The organism is Paenibacillus sp. OV219, assembly GCF_900110075.1.
In the GTDB taxonomy this organism is placed as follows: Bacteria; Bacillota; Bacilli; order Paenibacillales; family Paenibacillaceae; genus Paenibacillus_Z.
This window is the reverse complement of record NZ_FOCJ01000006.1, coordinates 82513-99691: the sequence shown is the minus strand read 5'-3', so window position 1 is coordinate 99691 and position 17179 is coordinate 82513. Positions and strand designations below refer to the sequence as shown.

Genomic DNA, 17179 nt, shown 5'->3' with positions numbered 1-17179 from the left:
CCCGCCTTTTATCGCTTACAGCATATTACGCTTGCAACGCTGCCGGTTCTGTTGCTTGCTTCTTGTGTAAATATTTGTCGGCATACATTCGTTTATCGGCGCTTTGCGTGAGCTGGCATAGCTCTGTGCCGTGTTCCGGATACGATGCATGACCTACCGAAACCGACAGCCTAAGTCCAGTCCTTAGCGATATGCTTTGAAGCTGTTCATGAATTTGATTCATTAGTCTTTCCAGAAGTTTCTCTTCGGCATAAGGGCAAATGATAATAAATTCGTCGCCGCCCCACCGGCCGATAATTTCGCCTCGGTCTCCGCACTGCTTTAGCGTAGCTGCAATGGCTCCGAGCGCCGTGTCGCCTTGCAGATGTCCCAAACGATCGTTGACATCCTTGAAATCATTGACATCAAGTATCATAACGGTCATTCTCTTCCGTTTGCGCGCGGCCTGCCGCAGCAATGTCTTGAAGCTATCCTCAATAAATCTGCGATTGTATAAAGCGGTCACCATATCCATTGTCGCCTCAAGCTTCAGACGATCATACTTCGTTCCAAGCAGCCATCCTAAAGAAAAAACAGCCGTCGCAAACGTACACAAGCCAATAACGACAGGGAGCAGCATATGTGCATGACTTGCCAATAAACTCAAGCCGCCGGCAGCGGCTGTTAATCCCAGTCCAACTGCCAGTGCTGAATTCCGCCCATGATGCGACATTCGCTTGCCCCCTTCATCGTTACAGATTGACGACTCGATTACGACCGTCATCCTTCGCGCGATACAGCGCCGAATCTATTTTCGAGAACAATTCTTTTAAATAATCCTTAATGTCATCATACTGCTGATGGAAAGGTTCTTCCACTGCTATCATACCCATACTGACCGTGACCGAGATAGGAGGATAGCCTCGTCCAGCCGGAACCTGGTTATTCTCTACCGCTTCACGAACGCGCTGCGCAAGCATCTCCGCTTGCTCCTTCGTCGTGTGCGGCATATAAAGGATAAACTCTTCGCCGCCATAGCGCGCCAATATATCTGTACGGCGCAAAGATGAGCGAACCGCTTCCGCCGTGCGCCGTATGACTTCATCACCAACGATATGGCCATAGGTATCATTCACTAGTTTGAAGAAATCAATATCAAAGAGAATGAGTGCAAACGGAATCTTATATCTCATATTCGTCATCACTTCGTGTTCCAGTTGCTGCATTAAATATCTGCGGTTGTAGCAGCCGGTCAAGCTGTCCGTAATCGCCATCTGTTCGAGCTTGCGGTTCGCCTGAAACAGCTCATCCTGCATATAAATGAGCGCCCGATTCCTCTCTTGGAGGGAAGAGTTATGCTCTTCCGACTTGAAGATAAGCGACTTCAGCTCCGTAATATCCTGGAACGTAATGACTCTTCCGATGCGAATACCGCTCACGATAGTCGGAGCGACATGCAGGGAGAAGAATTTTGCTAGTTGCCGGTTCTGCTCAATTGTAATTTCCGTTTGAATCCGGGTTGAAGGCTGCTGATGGTACGCTTGCAGGAACGTTTCTTCACGAGCTGAATCCTGTGAATAGCCTGCGAGCAGCTTCGCCATATTCAGCTTGCCGCCTATATGAGTGCGAATGTACGGGCTAATAATCCGGTTCATCTCGATGATGTGATCGTGCTCGTCCAGTACGATAATGCCAACAGAAAGCGTGTCGACAACGTCCTGATGCGCAATCTTGACGAGATCGAGAGTACGATTCTTCTGCAAGGCAAATACGAAATATAGATTGGACATAACAATGCCAAGCGATGTGAGCCCCGGAACTACCGGCAACCACGGGTCAAGCACTACATTCACAAACAAATCCAGCAACGCAAAGGATACGAGGATGACAATACCTATTAGCGCATTGACTATGCTTACTCTGTCTTCCTGCTGCGCTTTGCGTAAACGGTAAGTTTGCACCAGCATGCGGACGGAGATTCCATAATAAGAGATTAACAGCGCAGCCAGCACCCAAAAAATCGGACCATAAATCCGTTCGGTGTAGCTTCCATTGACCGCATGCATAAATAGACCTGCCGGATTCCATACGATGAATACCGACATGAGCAACGATGGCGAGATCATGAATAGGACAAATTTACGGCTTGGCCGATAGGCGGCGTACACTAAAAATTTAGTAAACAGGAGCCACCCAAAGCCAAGCATCGATAAACAGACAAAGGAAATATTAATGTAAATGATCTGGAGGTTGGGATTATCTGTTGAGTGGACACCGACCTGACCAATCGGCCAAAACATCATGAAGAAGTGGAAAAACAAATAAACTTTATGCTGCGTCGTAATGACGTTGAGTGTGAATACATAGATGAAAGTAACAAGCAAAAATATAAATAAGCTAATATCAAACCCGGTCATCAGTCCCATATTCTTCACCCAAATCATGAAATAAATGTTTTCTATGTAGAAAGGCTCGGGACAAATTTCATAGTTGTAGTTTCATTCTAACATACCCATTATTTGTTCGACAATAACTTCATTGCTCCGGCAAACGGGATCCAAGCGCACGCTCCAAATAAGGCGAAACATTCAGCATATCCCGAAATATGACATATTCCTGCCACTTGCGAGCTTTGTCCACACTGCTGCCGCTGCCGGCTGTCCGCACTGCGCGAATCAGCATGTTCTTCGGCGTATGCTCCGGATCAATAAATTCAAGCAGCTGCGTGCGGTAACCGAGCACTTCGAGCAGCTGCGAACGGATCGCATCGGTTGCAAGCGCGGAGAATCGTTCCTTCAATAAGCCGTGCGACAGCAGTGGAGCCATCGCTTCATTCTCAATTTGCCGAAACAGCTCATGCTGGCAGCAAGGGACAGAGAGGATAACGGAAGCGCCCCACTCCACCGCTTTCACAAGCGCTGCGTCTGTTGCGGTATCGCATGCATGCAACGTCACAACCATATCGACTTCTGACTGCTCATTATACTGTGCGATATCCCCTACTTGGAAACGAAGACGGTCGTAGCCGAGCTTATCCGCAAGCTCCTGGCAGAAAGCGATAACATCTGCTTTCAAATCAAGCCCGACGACGGAGATCCGCCGCTGTTGCTTCACCGCAAGCAAATGATACAGCGCAAACGTCAAGTACGATTTTCCGCAGCCAAAATCAACAATCGTAATTTCTCGGTCTTCCGGTAGATAGGGTAGAACGTCAGTCACCATCTCAAGGAAACGATTGATCTGACGGAACTTATCCTGCTTCTTCGCCGCAACTTTACCGTCCTTCGTCATAATGCCGAGCTCTACGAGAAACGGTGCCGCTTCTCCCTCTTGAACGACACGCTGCTTCTGTCGGTTGTGGTCAAGCGATTCCGTTTCAGCCTTCGCCGTAGAAGGCTTCGTTAGTACAGTTGCCTTTCCCTTCTTGGAGAACAACAGCTGCACATCCGCTTCACTCGACTTGATTAGCGCTTGACGGTAATGTTGCTCCAGCCATGCAATCATGCGGTCCGCTGCGTCAGTATGCGGCACGTTCTCATGTGTCACTTTATTGCCAATAAAATATTGAAATTGATAGTATAGCTCGCCTCTTAGCTCGATCGGGCGAATAATGGTTTTGACCGGCACATCGCCGTCCTTGCGCCGCAGCTGGCTGAAAGTTGCCTGTCGCAGCTGACGTGCGCGCACCCACTCTTCTACATCGAGCTGCCATTGTTCCTTACGATCCATCTTTCGTATTTCAGCTCCTAGTGTACTTCTGTCTGTCTTTCTACTTTCTCTAAGCCCTCTAATACTTCTTCGCGAGACAATCCGCCAGCCGTTAACGACTCATCAGGCAGGAGCAGAAGCCTGCGGTAGAAATTAACGGCATCTTCTTGAATGAACACGCCGTCTTCAAGCAGCTCATACATCACATTCTCAGCTTCATCATAACGTCCATCGCCCTCATGCCACTCATACATAAGCAGCTTCGTCGCTTCCGGCAGTTCATAAACATCCAGCTTCTCGGCCATTTCCGCCGCTTCCTCGGAGGGCGTTCGCAGCATAGCCGGCGCATCGAGCAGCGCGAGGCGCATGAAGAGATGGAACGACTTCATCTGCAACAAATAGGCATGATCCTTCCGTCCGAGCTCAATCAATATTTCTGATTCTTCCTTGATGAGCAGCGCGATGGCATGTAAATTAGCCGTCTCGACAACGCCATGCACCGTCATAATCCGCACCAGATCAGCGTCCGATAGCTGGCGAATTACTTTGCTGTTCATTCGGAATTTGCGGTCCAGCTGCTCATCAATGAAGAGGAGTGCTTCCTCATTCTTATGTTGCTGGCGCAATCCCATCACTTGACCGACCGCTTCGCTCATTTGCTCAATCATGCGCATAAAATAATCTCTTTGAAACAACAGGGCCCTCTCCTCTCCACGGAGCTAAATCTTGATTATAAAAACGATCAGCGCTTCAGCCAGCTCTGCAGGAGACTCCACCATACTCATATGGCCGGAGCCTTCCAGCAGCACCTGCGACACAAGCGGACCGTCGACTGTGAACGTATTTGCTGGCGCAACGACTGCATCCTCGGAGCCAGCTACGAGCAGAATCGGAACGTTCAGCCGTTCCAGCACCGCTGTGCGATCCGGCCTTGCTTTCATACCTAATGCCGTCGCTGCAGCGGCTGCGGCTGAAGCCTCGTAGCCAATTTCAATGATATGCTTAACCTCGGACTGCATGGAATCACGGTGTGCCGGCGCAAACAACTTCGGTACAAGTCCATCCGTGAATGAACGAATACCGTTCTCGAGCAGCGACTGTGCCGCTTTATCCCGATTGCCCTTCGCTTCCTCGCTGTCTGGCTTCGCTGTTGAGTGGATAAGACTGAATGACGCCAGCTTCTCAGCGTATTGTTCTGCGAATGCGAGTGAAATATAGCCACCTAGCGAATGACCGAACAAGCAGATGCGCTCGATGTTAAGCTCATTTAGCAGCGCGAGTAGATCCTCTGCAAACTGCTCCATCGCGTATGGCGACTCATCCGGCGCTGAGCTGCGGCCGTGGCCGCGAAGATCCGGAACAATTACCCGTCCATGCTGCTCAAGCGCCGGTACAATCTCCTCCCAATACGCAGAGCTGCCGCAGAAGCCATGCAGCAGCACGATATCCGGCTTCCCTTGTTCCCCTGCACCAGAATCATAGTAAGCCAGCTGCTGTCCATTCGGTAATTGTACCTGCCCATTCGCTAAAGAAATTGCCCCCATCATAAACACATCCTCATATCGGAATTAGCGTTCAAATTGCCAAGCCTGCACGATAACATCAGCAACGGCGCGTGCCATTCCCATCACTTCAAATAACGACGCGTGTTGAATCGCCCAGTACGGCTTCACACTGCTCGGTGCAACAATGCCTGCGATGCTATAATCGCCAATTGGCGTCAGCCGCTTCCCAACCGCGTGAGCGGGATAGAGCGGTCCACGCGCTATCCTATAACTCGGTGTTTCATCCTTTTTACCCAAACTCGCATCTATCGCAATAATCGTAAGCTCCTTCGGAATCGCAACAGTCAGCTCTTCGTAACGATCCGCATCACAGGGATGCGCCAGCGTACCGATTACATGGGGAAACCCAGCTTCCGTAAGCATCGTTCCGACCCAAGGGCCGAACGAATCGCCAGTTGAGCAGTCCGTTCCGATACATACGAATGCGATGCTCGAAAGATCTGGATGCTTAGCCGCCGCTTCGCGAAGCAGCTCCGTTACACCTTCAATCGTTACCCGTTCCCGGCTGACCGGGTCAGAATGCCGATATTTTCGCGTTTTCGCCCGATTGCCCATCTGTAAGGTTCTCCTCTTGAGTTCTCTCACTTCTCATTGTACCGAAATCATCCAGCCCCATCAAATTGACGGTTAGCACGATGTGCGGTTAGCACGATGTGCGCTTTGCATGATATGCCATAGCAAACATTGCTGCCGCCGTGATACAATACGTTCAAGCTATACAAGTCACGTAAGGAGGAATACCAGAATGAGAAACTTGGCGGAACCGAATCAAGACAACGTCGAATTCATGATCGATACGATTAAGAACAAGCTGCGCATGGCTTCCGGAGCTGCAATGCAGGCATCCAACTTCAGCCTGACCAAATATGAGGATCTGAAGGACGTATACGACATCGTAGCGAGCAAAGATAAATTCAGCATCAGCGAAGTTGAAGCAATTGTCTCCGAGCTTGGACAACTGAGAGAGAAGAAATAATCCGATATTCTTATAATAAATAAAACCGAGCGCAACTGCGCCCGGTTTTATTTATTATTCCCTATTGGAGGATTAGTCCTCGCTATTCAAATCAGAAGTCTGCGCCGGTACTGCACGTGAAGCAGAGATCGACATCTTAATTGTAACCGCTTTATGTTCACCCTTTAAAAAATGAGCGAGGCGCTCCATCTTATCTGCAAGCTCTGGCCCGTTCAGCGTCACATTCAGCTCGTAGCCGAATTGATCCGCTGGAATCGCGCGTTCGTGCACCGCATAACCGGCAGAAGTATAAGCTTCTGCGCCTAATCTGGCTTGCATCAGCTGCTCCGGCGAAAATTTATCTGATTTATTGACGACTCTCTCATAGATCCGAAGCTTCTTCAGCAGCATGTAGTATTGAGCGGAGTGCTTAAAGCCCCAAGCATCTCGAATATCTTTCAGTGTATAGTCCATCTTCCACTGTTTTAATTTCTCGACTTGCTCGTCACTCGACAACGCCAAGAAGGCATCGATTGGAATAATAGCAATCGGCATATGAATGTCCCCCCAGTTATCATTAATTTTACTTTACATAATTATTTTCGACGCAACTTCTTAAGTTCCTTTTTATTATATAGAAATATATACGCGAATTTGTGATTTATTTGTGAAATTTAATATATTAGGCATAAAAAGAAGCCTTCCCTCCCGCACATGTACACTGCCATGTTCTGGGGGAAAAGCTCCATATAGTGGCTTGGATTAGGAAGTTCTTGCTAGTCCGACAGACTGCATGAATCTGGAGAAAGCTTCCTGTCCCTCAACCGTACGCTTATAAACGCCGGCATCCCCCAGCACCTCAAGGAATTTGCTGCCGACTTCATCCGTTAGCAGAGCTTCAGCTTGTTCCTGCATCAGCGATGTACCATGCTCCGCAATCATCGCCTCAATCCAATTCGCATGCTTGCCGAGAGCACCGCCTTGTACCGCTGTGCTGTCATAAGCAATATCGCCCGTCAACAGTGAAGCGATCTGTTCCAGCTCGGATTTGAGCCTTCCCGGCAGCACTGCAAGACCCATCACCTCAATGAGGCCAATGTTCTCTTTCTTAATATGATGCAAATGCGCATGTGGATGGAAAATGCCATCTGGATGCTCAGCGCTCGTGCGGTTATTTCGCAGTACCAAATCGAGCTCATATTGCCCATTGTCACGCAAACGAGCAATCGGCGTAATCGTATTGTGCGAAATCCGCTCTCCGTCCTTCTCCGTGAATGCGCGAATATCCGCATCCGCGTCACTGTATTCGCGCCATGCACTTAAGATTTGGCCGGCCGCCTCAAGAACCGAGGCCTTGTCATTGCCGCTCAGCCGGATTACCGACATCGGCCATGCTACGGTGCTGAATGTTAAGCCCGGTACGGACTGATCGACGAATGTTTGCTCGATCGGTGCAATTTCCATCGGGAACACATGACGCCCCGCCTGGAAATGATCGTGGTTCAGAATCGAACCGCCGACAATCGGCAAATCCGCATTCGAGCCGATAAAATAATGCGGGAATTCATCGACGAAGTCCAGCAGCCTCGCGAACGTATCCCGTGTAATCCGCATCGGAACATGCTTGCTGTGGAACACAATGCTGTGCTCGTTATAGTACACATACGGTGAGTACTGGAAGTACCAGGCGTCACCTTGCAGTTCAAGCGGCACGACGCGCAGATTCTGGCGAGCGGGATGATCCGCGCGGCCGGCGTAGCCGATATTGTCCGGGCACAGCAGACATTTCGGGTAATGGCTTTGTGCCATCGTCTTCAGTACCGCGATTTCCTTCGGATCCTTCTCCGGCTTGGAGAGATTGATCGTAATTTCCAGCTTGCCATAATTGGTTGGATGCTCCCAATACTGATTCTTCGCAATCCGGTCCATCCGGATATAGTTGGAATCTATGCTAAGGCGGTATAGATCATCCGTCGCCTTCTTAATGCCCTGTTGCTGCGCGGTACGCTTGAACTGCGCAACCGCTTCGGATGGACGCGGCATAAGCAGCCCCATAATGCGTGCATCCAGCAAATCACGGAAAGTCAGTGTGTTGTCTGGAATGAGTCCAATGGAAGAACCATAATCAAGCAGTGGCTCGAGCAACGGGCCCGCGCTGTCAAGCCGTTCTTCCGGCGCCGGTCCTCCGTAAGCCTCTGATAAACGGAATAGATCAAGCAGCGCATTACGCGCACCATACTCATCTAGCAGCGAAGCAAGCATGCCGCGCTGGGCTGCAAATTGCACGAGCCGTTCGATAAGAATGAGCACATCTCCCGCGCTTGGGACTGATTGGTGTTCGGTCATCTGAAATGCTCCTTTCCTTGCAACTTCACGCATTATTGCTTGTTGTAGCCAGTAGGATTAGCTTGATGCCAAGCCCATGCGCTGCCAATAATATCTTCGAGCTTATTGCGCGATGGCTTCCATCCTAGCTCGCTGCGAGCACGGTCCGATGAAGCGACAAGCACCGCAGGGTCGCCTGCGCGGCGCGCTTCAATGACAGCTGGAATGTCGCGCCCCGTTACTTGGCGCGCAATATCAATGACTTGCTTCACGGAGAAGCCCGTGCCGTTGCCAAGGTTATAGATCGCGCTGTCTCCGCCGCCGCGTAGGCGATCAACTGCCAGCACATGCGCATCCGCCAAGTCGCTGACGTGAATGTAGTCGCGGATGCAAGTACCGTCCTCTGTCGGATAATCATCACCGAAGATGGAGATATGGCTGCGCTGGCCGAGCGCCGTCTGAAGAATAATTGGCACAAGATGCGTCTCTGGATTATGATCCTCGCCGATTTTGCCGCTCGCATGCGCGCCTGCTGCATTGAAATAACGGAGCGATACATATTTGATGCCAGATGCGACATCGAACCACTTCATCATTTTTTCCATAGCAAGCTTCGTTTCGCCATAGGTGTTCGTCGGCAATGTGCGGTCATGCTCGTGAATAGGCACATTCTCCGGCTCGCCATACGTTGCCGCCGTTGAAGAGAAGACGATCTTCTTCACGCCGTACTGATTCATCTTCTCAAGCAAGCAAAGTGTACCGTATACGTTATTATGATAATACTTTCCAGGGTCCTTCATGCTCTCGCCAACGAGCGAGTTTGCCGCAAAATGAATGACTGCGTCGATGCTGTTCTCACCAAATACCGTATCCAAAAACTCGCCGTCCCGCAAATCCCCGACATACAATTTGCCGCCAAGCACCGCATCTCTGTGGCCTTGCTGCAAATTATCAACAATGACGATGTCTTCGCCACGCTCGAGCAATGCCGCTACTGCATGCGAGCCAATATAGCCCGCACCTCCAGTTACTAATACTGCCATAAGTAGGTCCTCTCCCTCTCTACATCTATATTTGTAAAAATATTAAGACAGACGCTCTACGCCGTTGCCGATTGTGCATACATAGAAGTCTGCTGTCAGTCCTGTTGCTTCCGTATATTGTCGTCCAACTTCCGCTTTAAAGCTATCGATGCTGTCCTTGTGCACGAGCGATACCGTACAACCTCCGAAGCCTGCACCTGTCATGCGGGAGCCGAGCACGCCTGGAACGGTACGCGCCGCTGCAACCATTGCGTCAAGCTCATCACCGGTTACTTCGTACAGGTCACGCAGCGAATCGTGGGAAGCGTTCATCAGCTGTCCGAATGCGCTGAGATCGTTCTCCTTCAGCACTTTCATGGATTGAAGCACGCGATCAATCTCTTCAATAACATGCTTCGCGCGCTTCAGCACAACCTCGTCCGCAATCAAGTGCTGATTCGCATTAAATTGCTCTACCGACAGCTGACCGAGCAGCGTCAAGTTAGGGAAAGCCGCCTTCAAATCTTGAACCGCCTGCTCGCACTGGCTGCGGCGCTCGTTGTACTTGGAATCGACAAGTCCGCGGCGCTTGTTCGTGTTGCCGATGACGAGCTGGTAGTCGCCGGAGCTGAATGGGATCAGGTCATATTCAAGCGTATCGCACATAAGCAGAATGGCATGATCCTTCTTGCCGTTCGCAACTGCGAACTGGTCCATAATGCCGCATTTGACTCCGTTGAATTCATTCTCGGATTTCTGCGACAAACGAGCGATCTCCACTGTATCTGTTGCAAGGCCAGCCATTGTGAGCAGCGCGTAAGCTGTTACAACCTCGATGGAAGCCGATGATGACAACCCAGCGCCATTCGGGATTTCACCGTGATAGAGCAGGTCGAAGCCGCTTGCGAATGTCGTACCGCGCTGCTGAAGCTCGCCCACGATACCTTTCGGATAGTTCATCCAATCGTCCGCTTCATCGAATACGATCGGCGAGATCGGCAGGTGCTTCTTCGTCGCTTCGAAGTTCGTCGATGCAAGGCCGAGCTGGTCGTCATTACGTTTACGAATGATGAGCGTCGTGCCAAAAGTAAGTGCGGCCGGGAAGACGTAACCGCCGTTGTAATCCGTATGCTCGCCGATGAGATTAACGCGTCCCGGCGCGTGGAATGCAGCGATTGGCTCAGCCGATTCCCCGTATAAGTTCAGAAATTGATTCGTCAATTGTTCTATGTTAGCCATGAATTCATACCACTCTCTTTCGTAATGTAGTTGAATGATTATAGGTTCAGTATAGCGGTTCACGCGTATGAACAAAATGGTATGATGTGCTTCTCACATGGAATTTTGTGACTCACAAATCGCTACAGCATCGATATATGCTACAATAAATGGTAACAAGAAGATGTCGTAAACGAAGGAGTTCAGCCACATGGAGCTTACACAGACTTATTCAGTGCTGTCCAATCCCGTACCAGATGAACATGGTGATATATATGTATTATTTTCAGGAGAGAGTCAGACGAAGCCCAATCATCTCATCGGTCCGAAGGTATATGACTTCTATTTGATGCATCATATTCTAGCCGGGACCGGTACATTCTCCTCTGCCGGCATCCAGCATGAGCTGCAAGCCGGACAATCGTTCCTCATTCATCCCGATCAGCTGATTAGCTATACCTCGAGCGAGGACAACCCCTGGCGTTACCGCTGGATTGCGTTCGAAGGGAAGCGAGCGACGGGGCTCGTAGCTGGCGCGGGGCTAAATACCGCTATGCCGATCATCGATACGGGGACGAACCCGCGCATCGGCGTACTGTTTCACAGCATTCAGCGGGCGTTCCGCCTTGGTGGCCTTACGGCAAGTCTGCGCGCGACCGGCTATCTGCATTTGCTGTTCGCAGAGTTCGGCGCAGCGCAGCAAGGGGAGAATCGTACCGCTGAGCAGCAGGGCTCGGACAGTGAAGTGCTGACAAACCAGATGATCCGCTACTTGTCGACACAATACGCCGAGCCAATCTCAATCGAGAATATGGCAGAGACGCTCGGCTACAACCGAGCCTATCTGTCGCGCATGTTCAAGCAGCAGACCGGCATTACGCCGGTAACGTTCCTGCTCAAGCTGCGAATCGACAAGGCGCATCTGCTGCTGCGCGAGCGTCTGGAGTTGACGATCGAGCAAGTCGCGGCTTCTGTCGGGTTCCAGGACCCGCTTTACTTCTCCAAGCAGTTCCGCCGCTTCTACGGTCAGTCGCCTACTGCTTATCGCGAGGCGATGAAGCTGCTGTGAAGGCTAGTCCAGCAGCTTCGCGAACCGCTCCGAAATGTCGATGCCTTCCTGCCAGTTTTCATCGCCATCCTCGATTGACCAGCATGCTTCGAGCACGCCTCGTACGATGCCCCACAGCGCAATGCGGCGATGCTCCAGGCCAAGCCGCTCCGTCATTATCGCGACACGGCGACGGAGGACGGTATCGTAGTCACCGCCTCGATCCTTATAGTTGAGCAAATACTGGAGCGTCTCGAAATGGACATCGCCGACGATCCCTTTCGGATCGATCACAGCCCATCCATCATCCCCTTGCTGCAAAATATTCTGATGATGCAAATCGCCGTGCAGCAGAACCGTTTCGGTTGTCGTCGCGATCATCTCTTCCAATAGCTCTTCGGCTCGGACTACCCAATGCTCAGGCAGCGGTCCTTCTGTATCCCCACTGAATCGGCTGCGGTAGCGGACAATCCCTTCGAACCATCTTCGAATCGTCTGGAAATGGCCCACTTCACCTTCGAACGGGCGACGGAGCTGCCCAAGCATCTCACAGAAAATGACCGTTGCCTTATTGTCATCGAGCATAGTGGACAGCGGCGTACCAGGAACAGCGCGTTCGAGTACAGCAGCACCAAGCTCCTCGTCCAATGCGAGCACTTGAACCACTCCTCTGCCCGCGTACGCGTTCATCGTCCGCATTTCTTGAGCGAGCTCGTCCTTAAGGAAAGCAAGCTTAAGCACAATCGGCTTACCAGCCTCGTTAGTTCCATGAGCGATATAGTTAAAAGACAAATTGTTGAAAGGCGCTTCCGCCTTAATGCCGAATTGTGCCTCGCTTCTAGCGATAAGCTCGGGCAGCGACTGCGTCCACCCTTCTACCCGTGAACCGTGACTGGCTAGCATCTTAGCATTGAAATCCTCTGGTATTAGTGTCATGACGTCATAAATCTCCTCTCCAAGCTAAGCTTGTATTAAAAACAAGCTGCTTCCAGTACATTCGACAACGAGTAGCTGTGAATCCTTTGATGCGTAGCAAATCATGTAAAAAAGAAGCGCCAAGCGGCGGTATTAAGCTCCGCAGCTTGGCGCTTCCATTATTGATGCCGCTCCAGCGTCACGCATGCCTCGCGGATGCCGACCAGCTGCCCGGCATCGTTGCGCAGCTCCGGCGAGATTTGGCTGCGGATGCAGCGGGCAAGCTCCTCGCCGAGCTGCAGCTGCTCGATTACGGCGCATACGGCCACAGGCCAAGCTGATTCGCCGCCGTCCGCGAGCTTAATCGCCACTGCGAGCTGCTCTCTTAGCAGGGCGAAGACGAAGACGCCCTGCGCCCCGCTCTTCGCGACGACGTTCCCGTCGCCGCAGCCGAGCATGACGCTCGCCAGCCGATCCGGTCCCTCCACGAGGGCCGGATGGCTGGCCATTGCAGCGGCGATCCGCCGCGCCGCTGCACCGATGGCGGCGAAGCCCTCCGCTGACGCTGGCGTCGCTGCCGCCGAACCCGTTGCGGCTTCGCCGCTTGCGGCAGGCTGCGCAGCCGCCGCTCCCTCGCCGCCCCAGGCAGCGAAGCGCGCATAGATGAGCGCGAGGCGCCACAGCGGCAGCGCGAACACCGGCAAGCCGCAGCCGTCGATCGCCGTCTCGACGGCTTCGGGCTGCACGTCCGCGATCGCTGCGACGATGCGCAGCAGTTCCTGCTGCAGCGGGTGCTCCGGCTGCGTATAGGTCTCCATCGGCCAGCCGCGCAGCTTGCACAGCGCGAGCATACCGATATGCTTGCCTGCGCAAACATGATACAGCTTGCGCGGGCTTCCTCCGCTTGCGAGCCGTGCATCGCGCGCTTCTGCATTCGCCGGCAGCGCAGGCGCGAACACAAGCTGCTGCTCCAGCACGCCGGTTTGCTCGAGCATCCGCTCGAGCACCGCGATATGTGCCGGAGTGCCTTGATGCGAGGCACACATTAACGCGATTGCCTCATCGCCAAGTCCATATGCTTCAATTATGCCGCCCATCACGCTTGGCAAAGCTTGAATCGGCTTCGCGGTGGAGCGCAAGAAATTAAGAATATTCGCGTCCCCGGCATGTGCGACTAATCGGCCGTCCTCTGTAACAACCGCAGCATGGCCACTGTGAACATTTTCGACCAAATCGCCTCTAGTCGTAAGTACGAGGGGAACGCCTAGCACCTCGTTTGCCGTTGGATATTTGTCTGTCTTCGTGCTTCTATTTACCCTATTCAATCCTCATCCGACCTTTTCCATCATGTTTAAGCTCTGTCTCCATAACAGCCTATTCTTGGTGCCAGCTATCCGCCATCCGTTTCAAATTGGCTTATGGATGGTTATATAATTGCAAGCTGATCAAGTACGTTTTGACAAGCTTGTCTCATCTCATCACTAGTATACCAAGGAGCTGATGATCATGGAAAATCCAATACCCGGCGGTGCTGGACGCAAAGCAAAAGCGATACAGGAGGTGCTCAACGGTTCAATGGTTCATGACTTCCACGACATGCAGCAGCTTGGCGCGGACATGGAAGCTATGAAGACGAACAGCGAGCTTCTGGAGGAAGGGCTTGTGCCCGATCCGGTTCAAGATGAATCGTAACATACGAAGAGGGGATCACAGTGATCTCCTCTTTTTTCATGGCAAATTGGGGCATAGTAGCCAGGAGGAGGCATGATTATGACCATCAAACATCTGCACGAAGGCCATCTTTACTGGCCCCGTACAATGGACCAGCCCACCGTCTATCCCCCGCTCGCCCAAAATGTTAAGGCCGACGTCGCCATTATCGGAGGCGGTATGTCCGGCTCGATCTGCGCGTACATCCTATCCCGAAGCGGTTTGAAGACTGTGCTGCTTGAACGCGGCGATATCGAGCAGGCAGCTCGCTTGCCAATACGGGACTGCTGCAATATTGCAATGATACGATGCTATGCGACTTAGCGGATCAGATTGGCGAAGGGAACGCGGTCCAATTCTATAAAGGCTGCAAGCTGGCGGTCGAGCAGATTGGCGAGCTAGCCGAGCTTGGGTCAGGCAAGGCGGAGTACGTATGGCAGAGCAGCCTTTATTATGCGAGTACAGAGCAGGATGTCCCAAAGCTTAAGAAAGAGTATGAGCTGCTAAATCGCCATCTGTTCGAAGTAGAATACTTGGAGCCGGAGCAAATCTCTGCTCGGTTTCCGTTTCACAAGCCAGGCGCCATCGTAACGCATGGCGATGCATCGGTTAATCCTTTTCGGTTCGTGCATGGCCTTATTGATGCCGCCGTGAACCGCTTCGAACTTGCCGTCTATGAGCAGACGGATCTAGTCAACCATAGTTCTGAACCGAACAGTGGCGCTCACATACTACAGACCTCCGCTGGGCACGAGGTGCTGGCGAAGCATGTCATCTACGCCGTCGGCTACGAACCAGAAGAGCTGCGCGGCAAGCTCGTGAAGTCAGTGATGAACCGCACCTACGCGCTTGTTACGAATCCCCAGCCGGAACTTTATGAGGCGTTCAGTCCTTACCTATTTTGGGAGACGGCAAGGCCCTATTTCTACATGCGATTCTCGGAAGACAAACGCATCATTGCAGGCGGAGGCGATGAGCAAACCAAGGAGCTGCTGACAAGCGAGAGCCAGCTTAAGAAGGAGGCCGCGAAAGTGCTATCCTGCATACAAGCGTTATTCCCTTCTATAGAAGCCTCGATTGACTATGCATGGCACGCCACCTTCGCCTTGTCGTGCGACGGGCTCCCTTTCATCGGAGCCGATCCGAATTGGAGCGGCGTCTACTACTGTCTCGGCTACGGTGGCAACGGCACGGTCTACAGCATGATGGGCGCGCATATTTTGCATCATCTCATCACAGGTCGCGACCATCTTCTCGCCTCCATTGTCGCGCTAGACCGCCCGTCGCTGCTAAATGTTTAAACACCCTACAACAACGGAGACAGCATCCGCGCGGCTGCCTCTGCTACCTTCTGCTTCAGCGGACGCTTGCGGAATTCCGCAAGGCTGACCTCTGTGCAGCTTTGCAAATCGTTCATGAAATCAGCCTCAAGCCGCTCAATCGCCATCTCATCGAATAGGAGCGCATTAATCTCGAAATTGCTGAACAAGCTCCGCATATCCATATTCGCTGTCCCGACTGATGCGAGCAGCTCGTCGATGATAATGACTTTCGCGTGCACGAAGCCGCCTTTATAGCGGTAGATCCGAACGCCAGCTGCGAGCATCTCCTCGACGTAAGACAGCGAGGCCATTAGCACAAGCTTCGTATCCGGCACGTACGGAATGATAATCCGCACATCCACGCCGCCAAGTGCCGCAGTCCGCAGTCCCATCAGAATGCTCGCATCTGGAATAAAGTAAGGCGTCGTCATGTAAATTCGGGACTTCGCCGCGGTAACCGCCGCGAATATATATTCCAGTATCGCGTCATCCCGCATATTGGGACCGCTCTGCACGATCTGTACCTGCTCCAAGCTCTCACACGAATGCTCAGGCAAGTACGCAGATCCAGCCAGCTTCTTCTTCGATGAATACCACCAATCGTAGATGAAGACTTCCTGCAGGAAGTACACGGCGTCCCCCCGTAGTTGCAAATGCGTATCCCGCCAGAAGCCAAGCTTCGGATTGCCGCCTACATATTCCTCTCCGAAGTTAATGCCGCCTAAGAAGCCGACAAGACCGTCAACGACGATGATTTTGCGGTGATTGCGAAAGTTCATTCGTTTCTCGAAGAAGGCGATGCGTGGCGGCAGGAAGCACTGTATCTCTACCCCTGCAAGGCGCAGCTCCTCCACATACTTATCGCTAAGCTCCACGCTGCCGATCCCGTCATAGATTACCCGCACCTCAACACCGGCTCTCGCCCGCGCAAGCAGCAGCTCCTTTAGCTGCTGTCCAACAGAATCGTGCCGGATCGTATACGACTCGACATGGACATGATGCCGTGCCGAAGCAATCGCCGCAAACATCGCCTCATACGTCGCTTCGCCGTTCACCAGTACGGTCGTTTCGTTGCAGCCTGTAATGGGGGAAACGGAAATATTTTGCAGTATGTGATAAAGTCTCTCTTGCTCCGCAAACCGATTCCCCTGCATCTCGCTCTGCCGGTGAATAAGCTTGCAGCGAAGCAGCGCCTTACGCAGCGTATCCGACATGTAAACGCCTCTTCTGCGTATACTTCTTCGCCGCCGGTATTCTTGCGCTAGAAAGTAGTACATGACGAAGCCGATTATCGGCAGAGCGAACAGAATAAGCAGCCAGGCGATGGTTTTGGCCGGATGGCGGTGTTCCAGAACGAGAATCGTCGCGATTTGAAAAATAAAGATCAGGAGTGCAGCGAGCGCCCAAATCAT

General features: G+C 52.1%; 16 protein-coding genes and 1 pseudogene. 4 read left to right on the top strand and 13 right to left on the bottom strand.

What is annotated here, in order from left to right; all coding sequences use genetic code 11:
- Nucleotides 1-25: 25 nt before the first annotated feature.
- The 6 genes from BMY11_RS16160 to yyaC form a co-directional block, all read right to left on the bottom strand.
- Nucleotides 26-712 (bottom strand): GGDEF domain-containing protein, encoded by a 687-nt coding sequence (locus tag BMY11_RS16160; protein ID WP_177182676.1) that lies wholly within the window; start codon nucleotides 710-712, stop codon nucleotides 26-28.
- A gap of 19 nt (nucleotides 713-731) precedes the next feature.
- Nucleotides 732-2423, bottom strand: a complete 1692-nt coding sequence (locus tag BMY11_RS16155) for a histidine kinase N-terminal 7TM domain-containing diguanylate cyclase (protein ID WP_256217546.1) — start codon at nucleotides 2421-2423, stop codon at nucleotides 732-734.
- A 91-nt stretch (nucleotides 2424-2514) separates the two neighbouring features.
- Nucleotides 2515-3708, bottom strand: coding sequence for a class I SAM-dependent methyltransferase (locus BMY11_RS16150; protein WP_090578129.1), 1194 nt, complete (start codon nucleotides 3706-3708; stop codon nucleotides 2515-2517).
- Nucleotides 3709-3725: 17 nt separating this feature from the next.
- Complete coding sequence (locus BMY11_RS16145; protein ID WP_090578126.1) at nucleotides 3726-4382, bottom strand: DUF6483 family protein; 657 nt, start codon at nucleotides 4380-4382, stop codon at nucleotides 3726-3728.
- A 24-nt stretch (nucleotides 4383-4406) separates the two neighbouring features.
- Nucleotides 4407-5234: an alpha/beta fold hydrolase gene (locus BMY11_RS16140; protein ID WP_371262850.1), complete on the bottom strand. Its 828-nt coding sequence runs from the start codon at nucleotides 5232-5234 to the stop codon at nucleotides 4407-4409.
- Between the two features lie 21 nt (nucleotides 5235-5255).
- Nucleotides 5256-5807 (bottom strand): spore protease YyaC, encoded by a 552-nt coding sequence (gene yyaC / locus BMY11_RS16135; protein WP_090578123.1) that lies wholly within the window; start codon nucleotides 5805-5807, stop codon nucleotides 5256-5258.
- 190 nt (nucleotides 5808-5997) lie between these two features.
- Here yyaC and BMY11_RS16130 point away from each other — a divergent pair, with 190 nt between their 5' ends.
- Nucleotides 5998-6228, top strand: a complete 231-nt coding sequence (locus BMY11_RS16130; RefSeq protein ID WP_090578120.1) for a DUF1128 domain-containing protein — start codon at nucleotides 5998-6000, stop codon at nucleotides 6226-6228.
- A 72-nt stretch (nucleotides 6229-6300) separates the two neighbouring features.
- On the opposite strand, the gene BMY11_RS16125 is transcribed toward BMY11_RS16130, so the two are convergent.
- The 4 genes from BMY11_RS16125 to BMY11_RS16110 all read right to left on the bottom strand — a co-directional run bounded on the left by BMY11_RS16125 (nucleotide 6301) and on the right by BMY11_RS16110 (nucleotide 10793).
- Entirely contained in the window at nucleotides 6301-6762 is a 462-nt protein-coding gene (locus tag BMY11_RS16125; protein WP_090578117.1) for a hypothetical protein, read from the bottom strand.
- A gap of 207 nt (nucleotides 6763-6969) precedes the next feature.
- Nucleotides 6970-8553, bottom strand: coding sequence for a UDP-glucose--hexose-1-phosphate uridylyltransferase (locus BMY11_RS16120; RefSeq protein WP_090578114.1), 1584 nt, complete (start codon nucleotides 8551-8553; stop codon nucleotides 6970-6972).
- A gap of 32 nt (nucleotides 8554-8585) precedes the next feature.
- Complete coding sequence (galE, locus tag BMY11_RS16115; protein ID WP_090578111.1) at nucleotides 8586-9575, bottom strand: UDP-glucose 4-epimerase GalE; 990 nt, start codon at nucleotides 9573-9575, stop codon at nucleotides 8586-8588.
- A gap of 42 nt (nucleotides 9576-9617) precedes the next feature.
- On the bottom strand, nucleotides 9618-10793 hold the full coding sequence (locus tag BMY11_RS16110) for a galactokinase (RefSeq protein ID WP_090578108.1): 1176 nt from the start codon (nucleotides 10791-10793) through the stop codon (nucleotides 9618-9620).
- A 190-nt stretch (nucleotides 10794-10983) separates the two neighbouring features.
- Between BMY11_RS16110 and BMY11_RS16105 the strand changes: the two genes are divergently transcribed.
- Nucleotides 10984-11841 (top strand): AraC family transcriptional regulator, encoded by an 858-nt coding sequence (locus BMY11_RS16105; protein ID WP_090578105.1) that lies wholly within the window; start codon nucleotides 10984-10986, stop codon nucleotides 11839-11841.
- 3 nt (nucleotides 11842-11844) lie between these two features.
- Here the strand turns inward: BMY11_RS16105 and BMY11_RS16100 are convergent, their stop codons facing one another.
- Complete coding sequence (locus tag BMY11_RS16100; RefSeq protein ID WP_090578102.1) at nucleotides 11845-12756, bottom strand: aminoglycoside phosphotransferase family protein; 912 nt, start codon at nucleotides 12754-12756, stop codon at nucleotides 11845-11847.
- Nucleotides 12757-12914: 158 nt separating this feature from the next.
- Nucleotides 12915-14060, bottom strand: a complete 1146-nt coding sequence (locus BMY11_RS16095; protein WP_090578099.1) for an asparaginase — start codon at nucleotides 14058-14060, stop codon at nucleotides 12915-12917.
- A gap of 181 nt (nucleotides 14061-14241) precedes the next feature.
- On the opposite strand from BMY11_RS16095, the gene BMY11_RS16090 reads away from it, so the two are divergent.
- Together BMY11_RS16090 and BMY11_RS16085 are read left to right on the top strand one after the other, a co-directional pair.
- Entirely contained in the window at nucleotides 14242-14427 is a 186-nt protein-coding gene (locus BMY11_RS16090; RefSeq protein ID WP_090578096.1) for a hypothetical protein, read from the top strand.
- A 72-nt stretch (nucleotides 14428-14499) separates the two neighbouring features.
- Nucleotides 14500-15746, top strand: a pseudogene (locus BMY11_RS16085) (NAD(P)/FAD-dependent oxidoreductase).
- 5 nt (nucleotides 15747-15751) lie between these two features.
- Here the strand turns inward: BMY11_RS16085 and cls are convergent.
- Nucleotides 15752-17179, bottom strand: a complete 1428-nt coding sequence (cls, locus tag BMY11_RS16080; protein ID WP_090578093.1) for a cardiolipin synthase — start codon at nucleotides 17177-17179, stop codon at nucleotides 15752-15754.

Excerpts from the sequence above, each read along its gene's own strand:
- BMY11_RS16130 (WP_090578120.1), top strand. The coding sequence starts at position 5,998 with ATGAGAAACTTGGCGGAACCGAATCAAGACAACGTCGAATTCATGATC.
- BMY11_RS16160 (WP_177182676.1), bottom strand. The coding sequence starts at position 712 with ATGTCGCATCATGGGCGGAATTCAGCACTGGCAGTTGGACTGGGATTA.
- BMY11_RS16090 (WP_090578096.1), top strand. The coding sequence starts at position 14,242 with ATGGAAAATCCAATACCCGGCGGTGCTGGACGCAAAGCAAAAGCGATA.
- BMY11_RS16155 (WP_256217546.1), bottom strand. The coding sequence starts at position 2,423 with ATGATTTGGGTGAAGAATATGGGACTGATGACCGGGTTTGATATTAGC.
- BMY11_RS16150 (WP_090578129.1), bottom strand. The coding sequence starts at position 3,708 with ATGGATCGTAAGGAACAATGGCAGCTCGATGTAGAAGAGTGGGTGCGC.
- yyaC (WP_090578123.1), bottom strand. The coding sequence starts at position 5,807 with ATGGGCAATCGGGCGAAAACGCGAAAATATCGGCATTCTGACCCGGTC.
- BMY11_RS16110 (WP_090578108.1), bottom strand. The coding sequence starts at position 10,793 with ATGGCTAACATAGAACAATTGACGAATCAATTTCTGAACTTATACGGG.
- galE (WP_090578111.1), bottom strand. The coding sequence starts at position 9,575 with ATGGCAGTATTAGTAACTGGAGGTGCGGGCTATATTGGCTCGCATGCA.
- cls (WP_090578093.1), bottom strand. The coding sequence starts at position 17,179 with ATGATTTGGGCGCTCGCTGCACTCCTGATCTTTATTTTTCAAATCGCG.
- BMY11_RS16100 (WP_090578102.1), bottom strand. The coding sequence starts at position 12,756 with ATGACACTAATACCAGAGGATTTCAATGCTAAGATGCTAGCCAGTCAC.
- BMY11_RS16125 (WP_090578117.1), bottom strand. The coding sequence starts at position 6,762 with ATGCCGATTGCTATTATTCCAATCGATGCCTTCTTGGCGTTGTCGAGT.
- BMY11_RS16140 (WP_371262850.1), bottom strand. The coding sequence starts at position 5,234 with ATGATGGGGGCAATTTCTTTAGCGAATGGGCAGGTACAATTACCGAAT.
- BMY11_RS16105 (WP_090578105.1), top strand. The coding sequence starts at position 10,984 with ATGGAGCTTACACAGACTTATTCAGTGCTGTCCAATCCCGTACCAGAT.
- BMY11_RS16120 (WP_090578114.1), bottom strand. The coding sequence starts at position 8,553 with ATGACCGAACACCAATCAGTCCCAAGCGCGGGAGATGTGCTCATTCTT.